General features: G+C 43.8%; 14 protein-coding genes and 1 pseudogene. 14 read left to right on the top strand and 1 reads right to left on the bottom strand.

Annotated features, from left to right (window positions below; genetic code table 11):
- The 14 genes and pseudogenes from KUA50_RS15830 to KUA50_RS15765 all read left to right on the top strand — a co-directional run bounded on the left by KUA50_RS15830 (window position 1) and on the right by KUA50_RS15765 (window position 17091).
- The gene (locus KUA50_RS15830; RefSeq protein WP_318346094.1) at window positions 1-5265 is read left to right on the top strand and encodes a hypothetical protein; all 5265 of its coding nucleotides are present in this window, start codon (window positions 1-3) and stop codon (window positions 5263-5265) included.
- A gap of 18 nt (window positions 5266-5283) precedes the next feature.
- Complete coding sequence (locus KUA50_RS15825) at window positions 5284-7041, top strand: hypothetical protein (protein ID WP_318346093.1); 1758 nt, start codon at window positions 5284-5286, stop codon at window positions 7039-7041.
- A 110-nt stretch (window positions 7042-7151) separates the two neighbouring features.
- Window positions 7152-7508, top strand: coding sequence for a hypothetical protein (locus tag KUA50_RS15820; RefSeq protein WP_318346092.1), 357 nt, complete (start codon window positions 7152-7154; stop codon window positions 7506-7508).
- 272 nt (window positions 7509-7780) lie between these two features.
- Window positions 7781-8938, top strand: a complete 1158-nt coding sequence (locus KUA50_RS15815; RefSeq protein ID WP_218458096.1) for an RNA-directed DNA polymerase — start codon at window positions 7781-7783, stop codon at window positions 8936-8938.
- A gap of 17 nt (window positions 8939-8955) precedes the next feature.
- Window positions 8956-9543, top strand: a complete 588-nt coding sequence (locus KUA50_RS15810; RefSeq protein WP_218458095.1) for a DUF4376 domain-containing protein — start codon at window positions 8956-8958, stop codon at window positions 9541-9543.
- A gap of 60 nt (window positions 9544-9603) precedes the next feature.
- Entirely contained in the window at window positions 9604-10128 is a 525-nt protein-coding gene (locus KUA50_RS15805) for a hypothetical protein (protein WP_218458094.1), read from the top strand.
- A 219-nt stretch (window positions 10129-10347) separates the two neighbouring features.
- Window positions 10348-10770: an N-acetylmuramoyl-L-alanine amidase gene (locus tag KUA50_RS15800; protein ID WP_218458092.1), complete on the top strand. Its 423-nt coding sequence runs from the start codon at window positions 10348-10350 to the stop codon at window positions 10768-10770.
- Between the two features lie 101 nt (window positions 10771-10871).
- Window positions 10872-11060 (top strand): annotated as a pseudogene (locus KUA50_RS15795) (DUF4138 domain-containing protein); the annotation flags it as partial.
- 53 nt (window positions 11061-11113) lie between these two features.
- Window positions 11114-11599 (top strand): hypothetical protein, encoded by a 486-nt coding sequence (locus KUA50_RS15790; RefSeq protein WP_256624371.1) that lies wholly within the window; start codon window positions 11114-11116, stop codon window positions 11597-11599.
- A 148-nt stretch (window positions 11600-11747) separates the two neighbouring features.
- On the top strand, window positions 11748-12284 hold the full coding sequence (locus KUA50_RS15785; RefSeq protein ID WP_218458090.1) for a hypothetical protein: 537 nt from the start codon (window positions 11748-11750) through the stop codon (window positions 12282-12284).
- A gap of 17 nt (window positions 12285-12301) precedes the next feature.
- On the top strand, window positions 12302-13837 hold the full coding sequence (locus KUA50_RS15780; RefSeq protein ID WP_218458089.1) for a coiled-coil domain-containing protein: 1536 nt from the start codon (window positions 12302-12304) through the stop codon (window positions 13835-13837).
- A gap of 30 nt (window positions 13838-13867) precedes the next feature.
- A complete protein-coding gene (locus KUA50_RS15775; protein WP_218458087.1) occupies window positions 13868-14716 on the top strand; it encodes a M23 family metallopeptidase in 849 nt (282 codons plus the stop codon).
- Window positions 14716-15000 (top strand): hypothetical protein, encoded by a 285-nt coding sequence (locus tag KUA50_RS15770; RefSeq protein WP_218458085.1) that lies wholly within the window; start codon window positions 14716-14718, stop codon window positions 14998-15000. The genes KUA50_RS15775 and KUA50_RS15770 overlap by 1 nt, the downstream gene beginning before the upstream one ends.
- A 12-nt stretch (window positions 15001-15012) precedes the next feature.
- Window positions 15013-17091 (top strand): hypothetical protein, encoded by a 2079-nt coding sequence (locus tag KUA50_RS15765; protein WP_218458084.1) that lies wholly within the window; start codon window positions 15013-15015, stop codon window positions 17089-17091.
- Between the two features lie 367 nt (window positions 17092-17458).
- On the opposite strand, the gene KUA50_RS15760 is transcribed toward KUA50_RS15765, so the two are convergent.
- A complete protein-coding gene (locus KUA50_RS15760) occupies window positions 17459-18790 on the bottom strand; it encodes an ATP-binding protein (RefSeq protein WP_218458083.1) in 1332 nt (443 codons plus the stop codon).
- Between the last annotated feature and the right edge of the window lie 93 nt (window positions 18791-18883).

Below are 18883 nucleotides of genomic sequence, written 5' to 3'. Positions count from 1 at the left end.
ATGATAGAAATTAAGACTTTTGCCAAGCCAAAGAAGACGGGAGGTTCGTCCGGATCATCTTCCTCGACTAAGTATATATCCGGAGTTATATCTGAAGCTGAGCACGCTGCCAGGGCTGATAAGACCAAGCGGGCAGAAGTTGCAGATCAGGCAACCTATGCAGGTACGGCTGCATCGGCACAGAATGCAGTCTACGCCTCTGAGGCGGGCAACCTTCATGAGGATGCGGAAATATTACAGCAGTATTTGAGTCTGAAAGATACTGTGGATCCTCAGGTAGTAAAGGGTATGGTGATCTTTGCGAAAGGTCTTATTGCTAAAGGTCTTGCAGATTTAATGATGGGCGCAAAGTTCGGCAATAATGCAAAGATTACTAAGCTGGGTGAAGCGGTGTTTGACGCTATCAAATCCATTGATTACGATAATGCGGCTGAGCAGGGTTTTTCTATCGAGAAGGAGAAGAGTGGCAAGTATCATGCCTTCTTCTCCAACCTCACCATTTGGGGCAAGGCGATATTCCATGAGTTAGAGGTGCGTAAACTGTCTTATTCGGGAGGCAATATCTATCTATCGGGCGCAGGCAGCAAGCTTATCAAGGTTGTGCCTGTCAAGCAATCGGTATCGGATGGTGGTGTGAAAACTTGGGTAGAAACAACTGAGGATGATGCGGAATGCGTTGGCTGGAAGTGCTATCTCTTGGCTGACGACGGAACTACTGCTACGATGAATTACTGGCAGGAGGGGGACCAAGTGCGCTGCAAGACTATTGGCGAAATTACGTCTGGTGGAACGTACAACGATGCAAGCAACAAGAGCTACTGGCGAACTATCCCTGATGGTGGTATATCTACGCAGAACGAGAAGATATACGGCACTAAGACGGAGACTTATCGCGATGAGGATGGCAACGAGCAGACAAGGGAAGTGCAGGTGGAACTGTATGATGGGCAGGCGTTCGCATGGATTGTCATAGGTAAGCATTCTGAAGACATCGACGGATATACTACAGAGGATAAAGCACCTACTGAGACAAAAGGCATTCCTGCCGAGGGTGACACAATCGTGCTTGATGGAAACAGACATCGTAATGGTCAGCAGGAATACGACAAGACGGACAGACAGAATGTAATCGTCTTAGAGACTACGGGTGACTATGCCCCTCGTATCGCTTGTTTTGCCAATATCACAGAATATAAGCATACTTTTACGAAAAGTGTAAATGGTAGTGATAAAGAGGTGTCTCTGTCGGTGTTTGAGACCTCTCCAAAAGGAGGAACGAAAATCAATTCTTCTCGTTTCGAGTGGATTTCCGATGATGGCAGCACTATCAACATCATCAACTATCGTGGCGATTGGGTGGACGGAAACACCTACCACAAGAACGACCAAGTAAATCATGATAATGCCGTGTGGGTATGTGTTGCCAACTCTGGTGTTGGTGTCACCGATGAGCCTTTAGATAGCTCGCCTAACTGGAAAAAGGTTCTTGTCGGAGGTAAGGGCGAGAAAGGTGATGATGCTGTATCTTACGGAATCCAGTTGTACACAGCGTCACGAAGTATTGCTGGTGCAGACCGAAAGGTTTTGTATGTAACCTATACAAAGTCTGTTGGCTCAGATATTACGAGCGGCACGAGGGAACAGATAGGACTCCCTGATAGTAGCTGTGTTGTTTATGTTGATGACGCAGTGAGTGACGGCATGACCAACAGACTTAATGGTAGTAATGTTAGTTATATTGACATTTATAACGCTTTCCCTTCCGAGATAGAAGGGAAATCTCACATTACCGTCGAGTTGTATGATGATGCAAATCATACGACAAAGCTCGCTGCTGCCTCGTTTACTCTCGGTCAGAGCGGTGAGGGTGTGGTCATGGCATACAAAAACGCTACGTCTCAACCTTCAAAACCAACCGTTGAAGATTTGTCTCAGCTGTCTGGCGGATGGTCTCGCACACCTCGGGAAGGTGGGTCTTATAACAAGGTGAGCAACGTTAGCTACGGAAATTACAGCGTCGATAGCACTACGAGCGGATATAGTACCTCGGAGTGGTCGGAAGTTTCTGATAGTGGAGAAACATGGCGAAAATCTCCTGCTGGGTTGTCTGATAGCTATGGATGGGCAATAATGAAAGTGTCTTTCTCTACAAATGTAGATAATTTGGACGTTAATGCTGTTATTAAGGCTTATTCCGAGGCTAACTTTGACTTCGTTCAAGTTCATGAACTTGATACAGAGATAACTGGTTCAAACAACCTTCAAAAGAAGGGTGTTGCATATATATCTGGTAATGGAATAGAAACTTCATATTCTTACCATGTCACTACGGCAGGACAGCATTTCTTCTATGTCTCCTATTGTAAGGACAGCAGTGGTAATAGCAACGGAGACTATGGCTTATTCCGCTTCGACCTATCCGACAATCTCGTCTCTATGCCATCTACGGTGTGGATGAGCCAAGCCACTTTGAAAGACGGAAAGGCTGTACTTCCTTGGTCAGAACCTGTGAAGATAACAGGCGAGGATGGTACACCTGGCGAGGATGCCTACAGAGTAGAAGTATCTCCAGCCACCCTCGTGTTCGATACAGACGATAACGGTCTTGTTGATTCAGCTACATTAAGCGGTAAATATGCGACTGTGACTGTCTATAAGGGTAATCAAAAGATAAGTGCAAATAATCTTTCTCTTCCAAGTAATCATGAGACGAAAAAATCCACAAACGTGGAAGGTGATATTTCTAATGTTGATGGAGAGGCAAGAATTACCATCTCAAGCATAGGGACGGAAACTATTAGCGAAGATGTAATGGTAAGCAAGTCGAGCGGACAGATTTCGTTCCCGATTGATGTGTTCGGAGAACGGAGCACCCTTGTGTGGGCTACGGTCAACGTACAGGTCAATGTTGCGAAGTTTACGGGTTCTGTGGTTGTTAATAATAAGAGCTACAAGATACAATTTGATGAATTGTCAAAGAATGCTGCAACTAAAGACGAGCTGGAGGACGCAACGTCGAAATTTGAGCAGACCGCAAGGGAAATCTCACTTTCGGTAAGCGAGAAGATAATCGACAGAAGAAACCTACTTATAGGTAGTGCGTTCCTGCGTGATGATAATAATCGTATTCTAAACTATGCCGCAAGTATCGAGATAAATTCTGGCTATCAGGGTACAAACTGCGCCAAGATTATTGATGATACGGATGGGACACCGCATTATTGTGGCGCTTTCTGGGATGGTTCGCAAGGAGGTAAGAGTGTGAAGATAACAAAGGGCAAGAAGTACGTTATATCATGCTATTGTAAGACGAATGACACAAATGGAATCTTTTGCCTTGAAGCATTATATACAGACAAGCAGACGAACGCGCAAAGAATGGGAGGTCCAAAATATCTCACAAATAGTTCTTTCCGTTGCAAAAGTGCGAATAAGTGGGAATTATTCGTGGCGATTATAGATACAACCGATGCGGAGTATGACTATATTGCCTTCAACTTTTTTGAATATAACAACGGCAATTATGGTCGTATTGAAGCTTGGATTTGTCGCCCGATGGTCGAGGAAGGCGATACCTATAATGGCTGGACGCTATCGACAGAGGATTACGATTACGTAGGTGGCAACATGCTCGATAATACATTGTCGCTCGATAAGTCGGGTACACTATACGATGTTAACGGTTCGCTGACTCCAGCAGGATTTGGCGAGAGCACGTCTATATACAAGTCGTTCTCTTATGTGCTGAAAGGAACTGTTAATAGCTTTAGCCAGCTCCCATCTTCGGGAAACGTGTATGGTGATACATACTGTGTACGTAATACCGAAATATGCTACAGGTACAACGGCAGCGAGTTTGAGAGTGTCGGTAATGATTACTATTATAATGTTCTTGAATGGAGAAAATTAGAATCGGGGGGATTCGTTCCTTTCGGCTTGGAGGCTAACAAGGATTACGTTTTCTCGTTCATGGCTAAGGGAACTGGTAAGTTGACAGCATACTTCTACAGCCCTGAGACAGACGTATTCGTTGAGAGCTCTTTAGGAGAAACAGCTACGAGAGTAGATGGAGCAGCAAATTTCCAACTGACGAGCGATTGGAAAAAATATTGGGTACATTGGCGACCATCAGACAGCTCGCACAAGTATGTCCTTTTGAGACTCAACAGAACGATACAGAGCAGCGAAGGTGATGCACCTATAACTAACTGCTACATTGCTCAGCCGAAGCTCGAAGCTGGTGCGGTTGTTACCGAATACACCGAGCGCAAAAGTGACCTTGTGGATAAGGCGAGCCTGAAGGCAGCAGGTATAGAGATTACGAGCGACCAAGTTACCTTGTACGGAAACAAAGTACAGGTAAAAACCCCGAAAGCCAATCCTTCAGAGGGTTATGACGAAGCTGCTATGTTTCAAAATGGAAAGCTCAATGCGAAATTCATCAACGCAGGAGACGTCGTAGCTAAAGGTATCAATGCTCAGGTGATTACAGCTACTAAGCTTAATGTCACAGGAGATAGCAAAATCGGAATATGGAGCATTAAAAAGGATGATAATTGGGGGGATATTATGCAAGCGGAGTGTACAGAATATAATGGTGCAACTGTTGTAACTGGTATTCAGTATTGCCCGTTATTTGTCCGAGGTGGTTCACCTAATACTGCTTATTTTCGCGTAGGTGCGTCCTGTACGGAGTTTTCATATCAGTCAACTCTAAATTATTTTAATGCCGTGTGGTTTGGAGATGCTGCAAGAATTGTCTGTAAAGGTTCGGTAAACAACGTAAATCTTCCAACAAATTATGATTATAATACCCAATACGAACCAGTGCAGTATATTTATTCTGAACAGAGTAAACAAGAGTCGCCTGCGTTGGCTATAAATGTTATTGCCAAGGGTTTTTCGGGTACACCAACGGCTATACAGACAAACGGCGCTATACGAGGAGCGTTAGCACCGAACACAGAGATTATTAGTGATACTCAGCAAATATCAAACGGCGTCGGAATCGTTATTTGCACAAATCCTTCTGATATGACGTTAACACTTCCTGCCAATCCTGTTGATGGTCAGACGCTGATAATTATTCAAGGTAATGACAAAAGGGTATATATCGTTCCTCCTAAAGGCGATACGATATATTGGGGTGGTCAGACGAGATACGATACCGGCAATAGATTCTATTCGGGAACGATAGGACAGTTTACTATCCTTGTTTTTATCCGTGGGGCTTGGCAACTGCAATTCATGAATTATCGTCCATAATAAATTTTATATAAGCTTATGAAAAAAATAGTGAAAGGAAATGACTTCGCACTGAAGATTCCGGTGTCGAAGAAAGTAAACGGCGACATCGTGCCGTTCCCATTGACAGGGTGTACTGACATTAAGGTGCAGCTGGTGGGCAGCTTCTCCATCCTTACCCTCGCCTACACGCTCGACATTGAGCACGACAACGTAATCATCGCTGAAGTAAAGGGCGACCGCGTTAAGAAGGATGTCTATTCGCTCGTGGTGAGCGGCAGAAAATTGGGCAACGCATGGCAGAGCAAGGAATACGAGCAGATAGCCATCGTGGAGTACAATAAGGACGGCGACACCGAGTTTGGAGAAACTGACGAAGGAGACAACAGCGTAGAGATGGACACCTCCTTGGTGATACTGCCTCCAAGCGTGGAATTAGAGCAACTCATCTCGCAGGCGAAAGGACTTGTGGATGCAGCTCAGAGAGCGGCGGACACAGCGAGCGAGGCTTCGAAGAACGCCAAGACCGCCCTGTCGGCAGCCGAGAATGTCAACGCAGACCTCGTTGATCACGTGCTTACCGTGACCAACCGGCAAGGGGAGGTGAAGAGTATCAACTTGGGCGACATCGATGAGGTGGTGACGGTGACAATCACTTCGTCGGTGGAGAGCGTAAAGGTAGGCGGCATCTCGATAGCTGTGAGATACAACCACGGCACCACGCCGCAGACGTTCGTTACCGATGATGATGGCAAGGCTGTTTTCAAGGTTCATAGAGGTGAGTATTATGAACTGAGCGTGCCTCAGTATGGAAATGCGCAGCCAATCTCTCCTGTGGGATTCACCGCCGTATTGGAGAGTCGAGATATTAACCTAAGCTATCTGCCATACGACGAGGATTCAAGTGAGAAGGTGGTGGTGACGGTCACCAAGTATGGGGCAGACAACCAGGCCGTCGCTTACGAGGGTATCCCTGTGTCGGTAACCTATGACAAGAAGATCGTTGAGTATCACTCTGACAGCAAGGGACAGGTGACAGTCTATGTGCCTTACGGCAAGGAATATACCGTCAAGGTCGAGAATCAAGAAGGTTACTATGTCAGTTTCAACAAAAACACAAGGACCTACACGGCGGCGGTTCCGCAAAGATTATTGGATTACAGGATGTATCAATTTAAGGCAGGCGTCTTTGTAGTGGATGGTGATCTCAACGAGTATTACATCGACAGTTGGGTCGCGACTGGCAGAGACAGCGAGGATGTTGTGGCACTAAAGGTGGCGGACTCCACCTTGATGATCAATAAGGGTACGTTCATGATTAGAACCTCCGACCTTAGAAATATGTCCAAGTTGCCCAAGCTGCCATGGTGTACACAGCAGCTGCTGTTTACAAGCATCGCCTCAAACGGCAATGTTAGCTCAGACGCCAACTACTACAATGGCGAGTCGGGCACTTTTCTCATCCGGCAGGAGGCACAGGAGCGAAGCCTTTCCGTGCCGGCGGCAGACTACGCCTACAACCAGATATTCAGTATTGGTGGTCAGGAGCTGCATGGGTTCAAAATGTCGGCAGGACAGGAATTTATCCACATGGCGAATGCGAGTCCTATCAAACAGATACTGACCATATTGTATGGCGAGGACGTGGGAAACGCCTACTACAAGTTCGTCATGAGCAATTGGCGATGGACCAGTTCGCAGTACGGCGCTGGTAACGCCTGGGTCTACAACAGTGGTGCGGGCAGCAACAACAAGACGTACAGCAACGTCGTACTGCCAGTTTTCGCTTGCCCTTGACCTCTTCGCCTCTTTACCTCTTGACAACCCCAGCTCACTAAGGAGTAAAAAGAGGCAACGGCAAGGGGCGTGAATTTTAGTGAATTAATTAACATAAATAAAACAGAAGGATGTTAGCGGAAGGATTGGGAATATACAAGGATACACGCTTGCTCTGCAAGCTGTTGTTGGAATACGGAAGGAATGTTAGCAAGGTGGTGAGATATGGTATCTACGAACGGATGACAGAGAAGTCAGCAAGAGCCTTGGACTTGGTGTATCTGGCAAACGGCAGCATGGCAAGACGTGTGGAATATATAGACGAGTATATCATGATTGTCCGGGAGATACGCACATTCGTCGGCATTTTCGACGACCTCGCCTATCTTGATGTTCGAAAGGCCACAAACCTGACGAAACTCACAGACAGGCTGCTACAATTTGCATACGGATGGCGAAGGAGTTCTCTCGGATCTTCGCAGAGGTGAGAGCCACGAAGCTAAGGCAACGTGGGAGTGCCGCCATCAGATGATGACAAGGGATGCCGCCACGCAACTTCTTCAGAAGAAGTGGTCAGACCTTAAAGGGAGAAGGCATCGGTAACGCAGAACGGCGCTGGTAACGCCTGGATCTACAACAGTGGTGCGAACAACAACAACAAGACGAACAGCAACGTCGTACTGCCAGTTTTCGATTATCACATATTGATGATGCCCGATTCTTTTCGCCATCCTTCTGTATATCTAACAATCAAATTATCATGCAAGAGTATGTCTCCATCGAGGATATTAGACAGGCGTATATCGACTGCTGCAAGCATAAGACTTCGACCGACGATTGTGTAAGCTATCAGGCAGAGGCGATAATCAACAACTATCAGCTGTACGCAGACCTTAACCGGCTGACCTACAAGATAGGTCCAAGCAAGGCTTTCTGTGTGACTCGTCCAAAGTTGAGGGAGGTGTTCTGTGTTCATTTCCGCGACAGAGTCGTGCATCATCTTCTTGCGTTGAAGTTTGGAGATATTCTTGAGGACGAACTGACCGATAGCGCATTTGCTTGTAGGCAAGGTAAGGGTGTTCTTTACGGTGTCGAGCAGGTTAAGGCCCAGATGGAACGGGTGAGCGAAGGCTATACTCGGGAGGCTTGGGTTCTTAAGTGCGACCTTCAGGGCTTTTTCATGAGTATCGATAGAAAAATGTTATATGACAAACTGGAACGGCTGATTAGGACGAAGTATCGTGGTAAGGATATCGAGTGGTGGCTATGGTTGTGGAAGATAGTGGTGTTGCATGATCCAACAAAGAACTGCGTCAAGACCGGCAACCTGAAGTTATTCGATATACTGCCCAAAAATAAGTCGCTGTTCACATGTGACAAGAATAAGGGCCTTCCTATCGGTAATCTTCCAAGTCAGTTGCTTGCCAATTTGCTGTTGTCCGACTTCGATAAGATGATGGTCTCGGCGGTGGGTACGGACGGTGGATATGGCAGATATGTCGACGACTTCATCGTCATCAACAGGGATAGAAGACTGCTTCATCGCATCCTGCAAGATGGCAGGATATATCTGAGAGACGAATTAGGATTGACGCTACATCCTCGCAAAATCTCCTTGCAGAGAGTGAGCAATGGCGTTCGATTCATCGGCACGATGATAAGACCTCACAGACTTGTTCCTAACAGACAGACAGTGGAACGACTGTATGCCGTGATAGACGAGCTCGGGATGATCGAAAATCCCACGAGCCAGGTCTTAAAACGATACGTCGGACGCATCAATAGTCTGATGGGACTGCTTGCCTATTGTGACAGCTATCACATAAGGCGCAAAGCCTGGATGATGATGCCACACAAAGACAGACTCTATTGTAAGAATATGAAGGTTATCAAGATTATGAATAAATTTAAGGTTTAATTATAAAAATGTCGATTATGAAGATTAATTTTATTAGGACAATTATCCCGGAAGCAGCTTTCAAAAAGCAATATGAGCTTGGAAGCTTGATGATTTATCATATCGGGGAAGCGCTTAATAAGGAATTAGGCGCATACGAATGTTATGAGTGCTCCATGGCAGTTTCTGCCTTTGACGAGGAAGAAATACAGAAGGCATTTGTTGAATTTTCGGTTAAGATGGATGCACTGAAACTTGAACAGGCAAAGGCTGATAAGATAGCAGAGATTACTGCCTACGACAAATCTCCTGCCGTCAATGCGTTTTACCTTAACGGGGAGCAGCACTGGCTCGACTTCAACCTGAGAGATCGTGTATTTGCCGGTAATGAGAGAATTGCTTATAAGGGTCGAGAAGAAACGAGTCTCTGGCTTGATGGAAAGTGTTTAGTCATGCCCATCGCAGCGGCTCAAGACCTTATCTGTACTATTGAGGTGTATGCAAAAGATTGCTACAATGTGACCGCAACTCATCAGGCAGAGGTTAATAAGTTGACGACCATCGAAGAGGTGAAAGCCTATGATTACAAGACGGGCTATCCTGAAAAGCTCAATCTAAAAATATAATATCATTTCCCTGGCATTGGGAAAATGATAGTGATGTTTAACTAAATAAAATGAAAAATTATGTATGTATTAAGTATTATTTCATTCCTCTTGCTTGGAGGATTTCTTCTTCTCGCAGCTATGCGGTTCGGTGTTCCGGATATGGTGAGCGATGTGTATTATCAGTTGCAGAATTGTGCTGACAGTGAGATTGTCGGAGGTAAACGCAAGTGCAATTATGGTTGGGTGTTCACGCTTGTCATGTTCACGAGTGTTATTCTCATGCTCATTCCTCTGCTCGGCTCTGATAAGGGTATTCAATGCCTTGTCTTCTTGGGGTGCGCTGGATTAATGTTTGTAGGCGCAGCGCCTAATTATATAGATAAGGACACCTACCCTATTCATAAAGGTGGCGCTATTGTGGCAGCTATCGGGTGTGTAGGCTGGTGTTCAAGCGTCAATCTTGCCCCTACTCTACTATTAGCTATTGCGGTGCTTATTATCTATTTCCCTCCTGCTGCAAAGCCGAAAGCTGTCGGATGCTATTGGGCAGAGGTGGCGGCATTCCTCGATGTATATCTTACCTATTGGCTTTGCGTATGCTGAAAAGGTTATTTACTCTCAACAAGCGAGACTGTATCGGTCTTGCTTGTTGGCTACTGATGGGTATATTGACAGGATTGTTTGCTTTGCTTGTAATGGTAAGCAGAGAAATGTATCAATATAAGCATTATTGCCTCTCACATTTCGAGTGGGAAGACGTGATAAGGTATTCGGTAGTGATAGTGTTTGGAAGTCTTATTAATTATTTTATTTTTATGTAAAATGAGAAAGATTGAAAGAATATTCGTTCATTGTACGGCTTCGAGCCAGAAATGGGGAGTTAAGGAACTCCTTGCAGAGTTCAGAGCGAAAGGCTGGAAGAACCCAGGGTATCACAAGGTAGTGACCGAGGATGGTGTTGTGCATCAGTTATTAGATATTAGTAAGGTCAGTAACGGAGTACAAGGCTACAACTCCACTGCCATTAATGTAGCATACGTGGGTGGTATTGATAGTAAGGGTAAGCCTGTTGATAATCGAACGGAAGCGCAAAAAATAGCTTTAAGATCATTGCTTATAGAGCTGCATCGTCAATACCCTGGCGCACAAATTATGGGACATAGAGATATTTGGGGTAGCGACCCCCAAAAATGGAAGAAATGGTGTCCTTGTTTCGACGCTAAGTCAGAGTATGAGGATATATAAAAAAATAATGTGATTATAATGCCGTTAAAAAGCGATTATAATCACATTATTTGTGTAATGGAGGGAGAAACGAAAAATATACGTTTCGTTTTGAAAATATATCGTTTCGTTTTACGATTGACGAACATTTCGTTTTGCGGATTATAAAGATGACCTTTCCTAACGACAAGGTATTGAGCATCTCTCTGAGTGAAAAGCAAATTAGCGGTAGAAATATATCCATCAATCTGGACTATGAGGATTTGCTTGCTGCGGATTCCTTCGACTCCATTCTATTAAGAGAACAATAAAGTAACTATAGCACATGGACAAAATAATCAAGAAGTTCAAAAAAGCAGTGCTTATGTCCTTTATGGTCATAGGTATTCCTACCAGTATGGTGGCACAAAGTCATGGAAGCCACCTTCAAGTTTCCTTGGGTGTCTTATATCCAAAGACCATGGAAGCTACTCTGGCCTATGAGAAGGAAGGTGACTATCATCATGCCTGGGAGTACTTTGGTAGTTACTCCATTCAATATGCAGATGACCCGGAAGCTGGACACATTACTCCGAAATCATTTTGGCATCATTATAACACCTGGATGATTGGCGTTGCTTATAAGCCCTGTGTAACAAGAGGCCGCAACCATCACGGTAGCTTAAGAATCGGTGCCAGTGCTGGTAGTGATTTTGAGAAAGCTATAGGTGCTGCTCATTTGGGGTATGAACATACTTATAACCTATATGATGGTTGGAGTGTATTCTTTGCTATCAAGGAAGACATTACCATTAGAGCTAAAGATCGGTTCAAGACTGGTGTTTCACTGGGAGTTAAGATTCCATTATAATTAAAAGACAATGAGAAGAACATATTTTTCTATTTTTTGCGGGCTGTTTGCTATCATTTTACAAAGTCTGTTGGTCTCGTGTGATGAGCATGAGCCAACTGACCATCAATTACATGTTGGCTATGTTCTGTGTGATGACCACAGCTGTATGGATACTCAAACTTATTTCAGTCAATCCACCAAGAAAGCGGTGGGTGTCATTTTTGCCGAGGCCACGGATGAGCATCCTGCCCTTGCTGTGATGCTCCAAGAAACCCGGGGGGCATTTTGTGACTCTCTGGGGCTGGAGAATGGTACAAGCCAGGATATTTCCGCTTTCGATGGGCATACCAATACCATCGCCATGTTCCAAAGCAAGTTTAAAAAAACAGGTAAGGGCTGCCCAATTGCAGAAACCATGTTTCATTTTCACAGCGGAGGGCAAAGTGACTATATACCTAGCGTGGCAGAACAATGCCTATTGGTAAAAAGTGCAGCTTATATCAATGGTATCATTGAGAAACTGGGTGGAATCCCCATTGATAAAACAGATGATACTTGGTACTGGACCTCTACAGAGGTCAAGGAGAATCCAGGCTATCAGGCATGGTTATGCTCCACTACCGGTGGAGGTATTATAGAGACACCAAAGACCGAGATTCATAAAGCTCGTGCCATTGTTAGAATCAATTATCCAGTTCATTAACTTCACAATACATCATTATGGCATTTTGGAAAGAATTGGGCGTGGCAGCCTTGGAAAAAGGCAAGAGTTTCTTCCGTGGAGGAAAACAAGCCCTACATGCCACAAAAGAGACAGAAGCCATCGTCAAGGGTGCCAAGGTCAGTCCTTTAGGTGCTGAAAAAGGTAAGGCAGCCCTATCACCTATCTCAAAGGAGAGATCATTGCCGAAGTTTAACTTCATTCCTTCCTTCAATGGTAGGTTAAATTTTTCCATGAAGGATACTTGGAATAATTTGTGGAAAAGAACCCCAAAGGAAGTTCCTATGACAGTACAAAAGGCAACTCCTACCCTCTCCTTTACGGATAGAATGAAGAATTGGTTTCATAGATTTTCTCCAAAACCTTCTGTAACGGAGCAGACTTCACAAGTGATGCCTTCGATGAAACCCGCAAGAAACCCCATCTTTAAAGACAGCGGTTATCTTTCTTGGGAGAATTCATTGCCAAAGGCATCTTTTAAACCGAATTTCCACCCTATAGCTAAGGCAAAAGAAGCTATCAGGGGAAAGAAGGATGTAGCTGAAGAAACGATCAAAGCAGAAAAGAAAGTTGCTGAGGAAATGAAATCCAGCACAAAACAAGCAACTAAGGAAGCTCCGAAGACAACCGAAAAGGCAGCTGAGAAAGTAAAGAACGCCAAGGAGGCTGAAAAAGAAACTGCCAAGGAAGCCGCCAAGAAAGAAAGTACCTTAAAGAAGACAGCAAGATTCTATGCAAAGAACCCAAAAACATTGGGATGGCACTCAGCTTTCGCTCTTGGAGCATATGGCATCGCTTCAGGAGATGGCTTCCTGAAACCTCTTTTATATGTATTGGGTGGAAGTAACGCCTCAGAGAATGGACTTGGTGGTATGGTAGGACAAGCTGTAGCTGGTGATAATGCCCCAGACATATATAATAAGGTAACCGATGCTGCAGGAGCAGTAGTGGATGAAGGTGTGAACCTTTATCAGACAGGAAAAGGAACTGTGGCTGGTGTAGCTGACGAAGGTGCTAATTTGTATCAAATAGGAAAAGACTATGTTGGTAATGGCATGGTCGAGAATGACCAAGGTGGCTATTCGGATCCAAGTACACAATCTTACCCAAACCCCTACCAGAATCCTTATCAAGTGAGCAATCCTTATCAGAATACCCCACAAGGTTATGGGCAGGATGGTATGCTGAATAAGGTTATGAGCGGCATGAACCATGCCGTAAATGAAATAACAGGCGGCAGTGTCTCTAAGATGAACATCTTGAGTCTAGCCGTAGCTTCCTATATGATGTTTGGAAGATTTGGGTGGTTGGGCAAGGCTGCCAGCTTATTGCTGGGTGGTATGACTCTTAAGAATATCAACCACCGTCAGGCAGGCTATCAACAAATGCCTATCCAACAACCCCCAAGCCAAGGCTATCAGCAAGCTTCACCACCTAATGGCTATTTGCAGTCTGCAGTTAGCATCCCGTCCTCGAGTGTGTCACAAGACGCAGAAGAGGATATCGTTCAACGCCCAAGAGGTATGGGGCTTTAGTCAATGAATAATAATTTAATTTAGAGAACAATGAAAAAGAATTATCAAGATATGCTCCTGGAGTCAGGAAGTGGATTTATGATGCCCTTCGCTCTGGGCGACGATGAAGAATTGCAGACCACGCTGGGATATGGTGAGCAAAGACATCCATCCAATGGAAATCAGTTCCACCACCAAGGGGTGGATTTACTAACGAATGGTAAAAGTCTTTATGCCATTGCCACTGGTACGATTATCGGTGCTGGACATGATTCCATCCATGGAAACTATATTGTTGCCAAATACGGAAAGTATGAGGTAAAGTATGGTCATGTTGAAGAAGCTTACTGTCCTTATGGAACAAGCATCAGAGCAGGTCAGGAAGTGGGGAAAAGCGGCAAGTTCCTCCATCTGGAAGTACGATTTGATGGAGTGAGCATTGACCCGATGGAGTTCTTGGGTATGATTTGGGCTAACATACAACAACTGGCAGCGATGGGTATTAGCAATATGCCTAAGCCAGAGAAACTGGGAAACCAAGAGGTCAAGACAAACTATGACAAGGAGCAGGATGAAATTCTCATGATGATGTTGCGATGGCTGCCGAGCTATATGAATGAGCTTCGTACTGGCAGCTATCAGCCACCAGAGAGAATGCAGACGCACCTGCGCCATATTTTCTCAGAGGCAGCCAACAGAAATTATCTCTTTGAGAAGATGCCCAATATGGGGAATCCTTTAGGATTATCAGAGAGGAGCGTCCCTCTTGCCGAGAAAGTACAAAATCTTTTGATTGAGGATTTCTTGAGCTATGTGATGCTTCGACACGATGCATACCCTGCTTCCTGGACAGAAACTCAAAAAAAAAACTTTCTGATCAAGTTGCCTCAGACGGCTTAGTGATTGACCCGCTTTCAGATTTGGCTATAGATGTAGAGAGCTTTGATATCAAGCATGAAGCCTACGTCTATTTTGACTCATCTGGCAGAAGATGTTGGACCAAAGCCTGGTTCAATGGAAGGGAAAAGGGTGAGAAAGCAATTGAGATTACGCGAATGCTGGCCATCAAGTTCATCAATGACGAGATTTCGCAAAATGACTGGCTTACCCGATTCTATCCTAAGCAAATGTCGGTCTATCATAAGGCCATTGAGCAGGCACGTCAACAATTACTTTCATTTTAAACACCATTTTATATGGCAAAGGACTACGATTACAAGAATTTATCGGAGATTGACTATTGCATGCGCCAGTACTTTAGCAAGTACTTGGCGCCTACGCTTATCAAGGAAACCCGACAGCTTAAGCATAATCAGATTAAGGAATTTACTGAGCAACTTCAAAAGAATGCCTCACCCTTTGTTCCTGTGAATGTACAACTTCAAAATACGGACCTGCAGCTTAAGGCTGCAGGTAAATGGTATAAGAAGTCTTCAGATGATGTGATTAAGTTTTGCAAGGATAGATGGGGAAAGGATACTAAGTTCGCCAAGGACTATCAAACTTTTCTCAACTCTTTCTATAGGGAGTTGGTCAGAATGCATGGAGGCAAGGAAAATGAAAAGCTGGCTGTATTTGCAGAAAAATATGTTGCCAATAGATTCCAAGGTCTTATCGTTGAACAACTGGCAAGGGAGCAAGTCCCCAAAAACAGTGCTGCCTATATCGCTAAGAGAGCCATGGAAGATAGCCTTTTGGGGTTATTGCCCAGTATTGGCCCTAAAAAAGGAGAATTGGATGATACCATTGAGAAAAAAGCGGATGATATCTATAGCCCCAACATCGCCGAAAAAGCAACTGCCATAGGGGGATCCATGATGATAGATGCTGGCTTGACAGGTGGATATGGCAGCGGTAGTTCACTTCTGGTGAAAGGTGCCACCAAAGCTGGCATCAACGTTACACCTAAAGCAGCAGCATTTTTAAACTCAGCTTGGAGTGGAGCCGTAATAGATGGCGGATTAAGGACGGGCTTTGCCATCCACCATGAAAATACATGGCAAAACGAGAAATATGCCAAAGAGGATTGTAAGAATTTGTTAGGTGATCAGGATGCTCAGAGGCACATCCAAGAAGGAAGTGATAATATCAAGCGTGCCAATACTGTAGGGATATACAAACTCAATGGTCAACTTGAAAGAAAAATCAAGACCTTTATCCCATCCTTCTCTGATAGAACCAAAAAGGATATGGATCATGTTTATAGCCAGCATAAGAATCAAACTGGCAAATTGCTAAACATGATAAGAACGAGTTTTTCAAAACAGGCTATTCCATTCGATGCTTCTAGCAAGGTTCCTCAATGGATGCTCAAGCTTGGGACGAAAAGATGCCAGCAATGTGCATCAGGATTTTATTCCATTGCGATGGAAATGTCCAGAGAAAGTAAGGCATGGATAAGTATTGGAGGTAAAAGAATGACTCTCAAGCAAGTGAGCCAACGAGCCTATGACTACGCTGCAGCAGCACAAGTTTGTGAGAAAAGGCAAGGTTCATATACAGCAAGGGCTAAAAAAAATGATAATAGAGATCCAAATATGGATAGTTTCAATCAGCAAAACAATATGCCAGGCCCAACTAACACAAATAACTCTGGTTATACACCTTCCTTTTCAGCGGTACAGAACTCGCCTTTCTCTCAAACTCCAAACACTCTTGATGCTGGTAATGGTATTTTTAGTGCCTTTCCAACGGAGTTGACAGAGGGCTGGGGAAATGCCTTGCAACATGCAGGTTTGTCTGACTTTAGTGATGTGACCAAGAATTTAGGCTATGTACTTGCCATGCTCCCTGACATGATTATTGGTATGTTTACGGGTAAGAATCCTAACCTGCAGTTAGAGGACAACTTATTACCTTTGGCTTCCATATTCGGTGGCTTGTTCATCAAGAATCCATTGCTCAAAATGCTTTTGTTGGGATTCGGCGGAGCCAACTTGCTCAATAATGCAGGGCATGCTGCTCTTGGTCAGGCCAGGACAAGTAGTGAGCCAAGAAAAACATATAAGCAATATGAGGAAGAATCATTGAATCCTCGCATCACTTCACCAGTTATAAAGGGAGGCTCAATGATAGCTAATATTGATGGTAAGCCCTGCGTCATTGGTATTTCTGAAAATGCCATTGATGCTTATGAAAAAGGCTATTTGCCTCTTTCAACCTTATCAAATGCCGTTCTCAAAAAACATGATGAGAACCAGGCTTTAGCTGAAAGAGAGTTTGACAGAACGCTCAACAAAGAAGAATCCAACACCAAGGTTATGGGTATTAGATAATCAAAATAAGAAGAGAGTCATAGGCTGTAATCAAGAAACCTATTGCCTCTCTTTTTTTTCATACAACAATCAGACCGATGTGTTCGTTCATATTGAGTTGTTATGTTGTGTACAACATAATATTTAATATGTTGCGTAGTCAATTATGTTGGCTTCACATCAGAAAAACTTATCCACAAAGGATTCTTTTGATTTCTACACAACATAGATTTTGACTACGCAAAGGTACTATATTATTTTAAACTGAGTCCAATTGAAAAAGTCCCGAATCATATTTTTTGTCTTTGTAACTTATTGACAATCAATAGCACATTTTCGTAAAAATGACTTTTTAAATGGGCTCAAGACTTAACACTTTCTTTTGGATTTAGACGAAAGGAGTCATATAGAATGGTAGCAAAAGAGTGTTGCCATCCTTCTGCAAATCCTTGCCATAAAACAGGTATTTTTGCAAGACAACTTTCGAGAACTTCTCACTAAAGGCATCAAGTGAGGCATGCGACTTATACCCCGAAGATTTAACCTCTATCGGACAAATCTTGGAACCACGAGACACCAAAAAGTCTATCTCATAATTGTGAGTAGCATCCTTAGGCCAAGTGTAGTAAAAAAGTTCATTGCCAGAAGCCGTCAGCATCTGTGCCACTAAGTTCTCATATACATAACCTAAATTGGCACTCAACTTATCGCCTAGTAGCTTATCGTAGATGACATTATCTGTAAATTCCTTGTCCCAAAACGCCAGAGTTATAAAAAGGCCTGTGTCTGCACAGAAGAGCTTGAACTTATTGGTATCTTTATGAAGCGACATACCTACATTAGGCTCATTGGCATGACTGGCAAACAATACGGTCTTGCTATCCTCCATCTCTCGCAACAGCCCCTGCAGCTTGTGATCCTCCACATTTCCTAAGACTGAATATGGCTTATAACGATTGCTATTTTGAGACAACTGAGCAGGAATATTCTTAAACAATTGCTCTATTCTACGCGAAGGATCTATCTTTTGGAAATCATCGAGATACAGACGAATGATATCACGTTTCACGAGATCCACCATACTCAGATTATTCGACACCAGATATTCGTTTACAGCTTGTGGCATCCCTCCTATGAGTGCATATAGCCGGAGTTCTCTCATCTTGTCTCTATGGGCTTGTCCGAGTGACAGGCGTTTGTCGAAGAACTGCTTTAGAAGAGGTATAGAAGCGTAATCACCCAATGCCCATCTGAACTCTTCATAATCCATAGGATACAAGGCAACCCGTTCTTCCTCACTGGGAATAGTGATGTTTTTTGTATTCTTAGTAATACTGATAAGCGAGCCCGTCTCAATGTAGTCATAACGCCCATCAGCCACCAAATACTTGATGGCTTGTCTTGCCTTAGGACAAGACTGAACTTCATCAAAGATGATGACAGAACGCCTATTGGTCAAGATGGTTTTATATATGGTTTGCAACTGAAGGAAGATAAAATCAATATCCATCAAATCATCAAACAAGGAAACAACTCGTTTTGATGCCTTATTGAAGTCTATAAGGATGTATGATTCATACTCTTTTTGTGCAAACTGTTCCACCAAAGTAGACTTACCTACACGGCGTGCCCCCTCTACAAGAATAGCAGTTTTACCATCCCTTGTAGCCTTCCATTGAAGCAATCTATCATACAATTTGCGCTTAAATATTCTATTCATATATTCTTTTCTTTATTTTTTATATAAAAGTTACTGACTATTTGATACTTACGCAGTGCAAAGATACGAATGATATTGAAAATACGCAAATTT

Origin of the sequence: Segatella hominis (assembly GCF_019249725.2) — a bacterium.
GTDB lineage: Bacteria > Bacteroidota > Bacteroidia > Bacteroidales > Bacteroidaceae > Prevotella.
The sequence above is the reverse complement of the archived record's forward strand: the minus strand, read 5'-3'. Positions and strand labels throughout refer to the sequence as shown.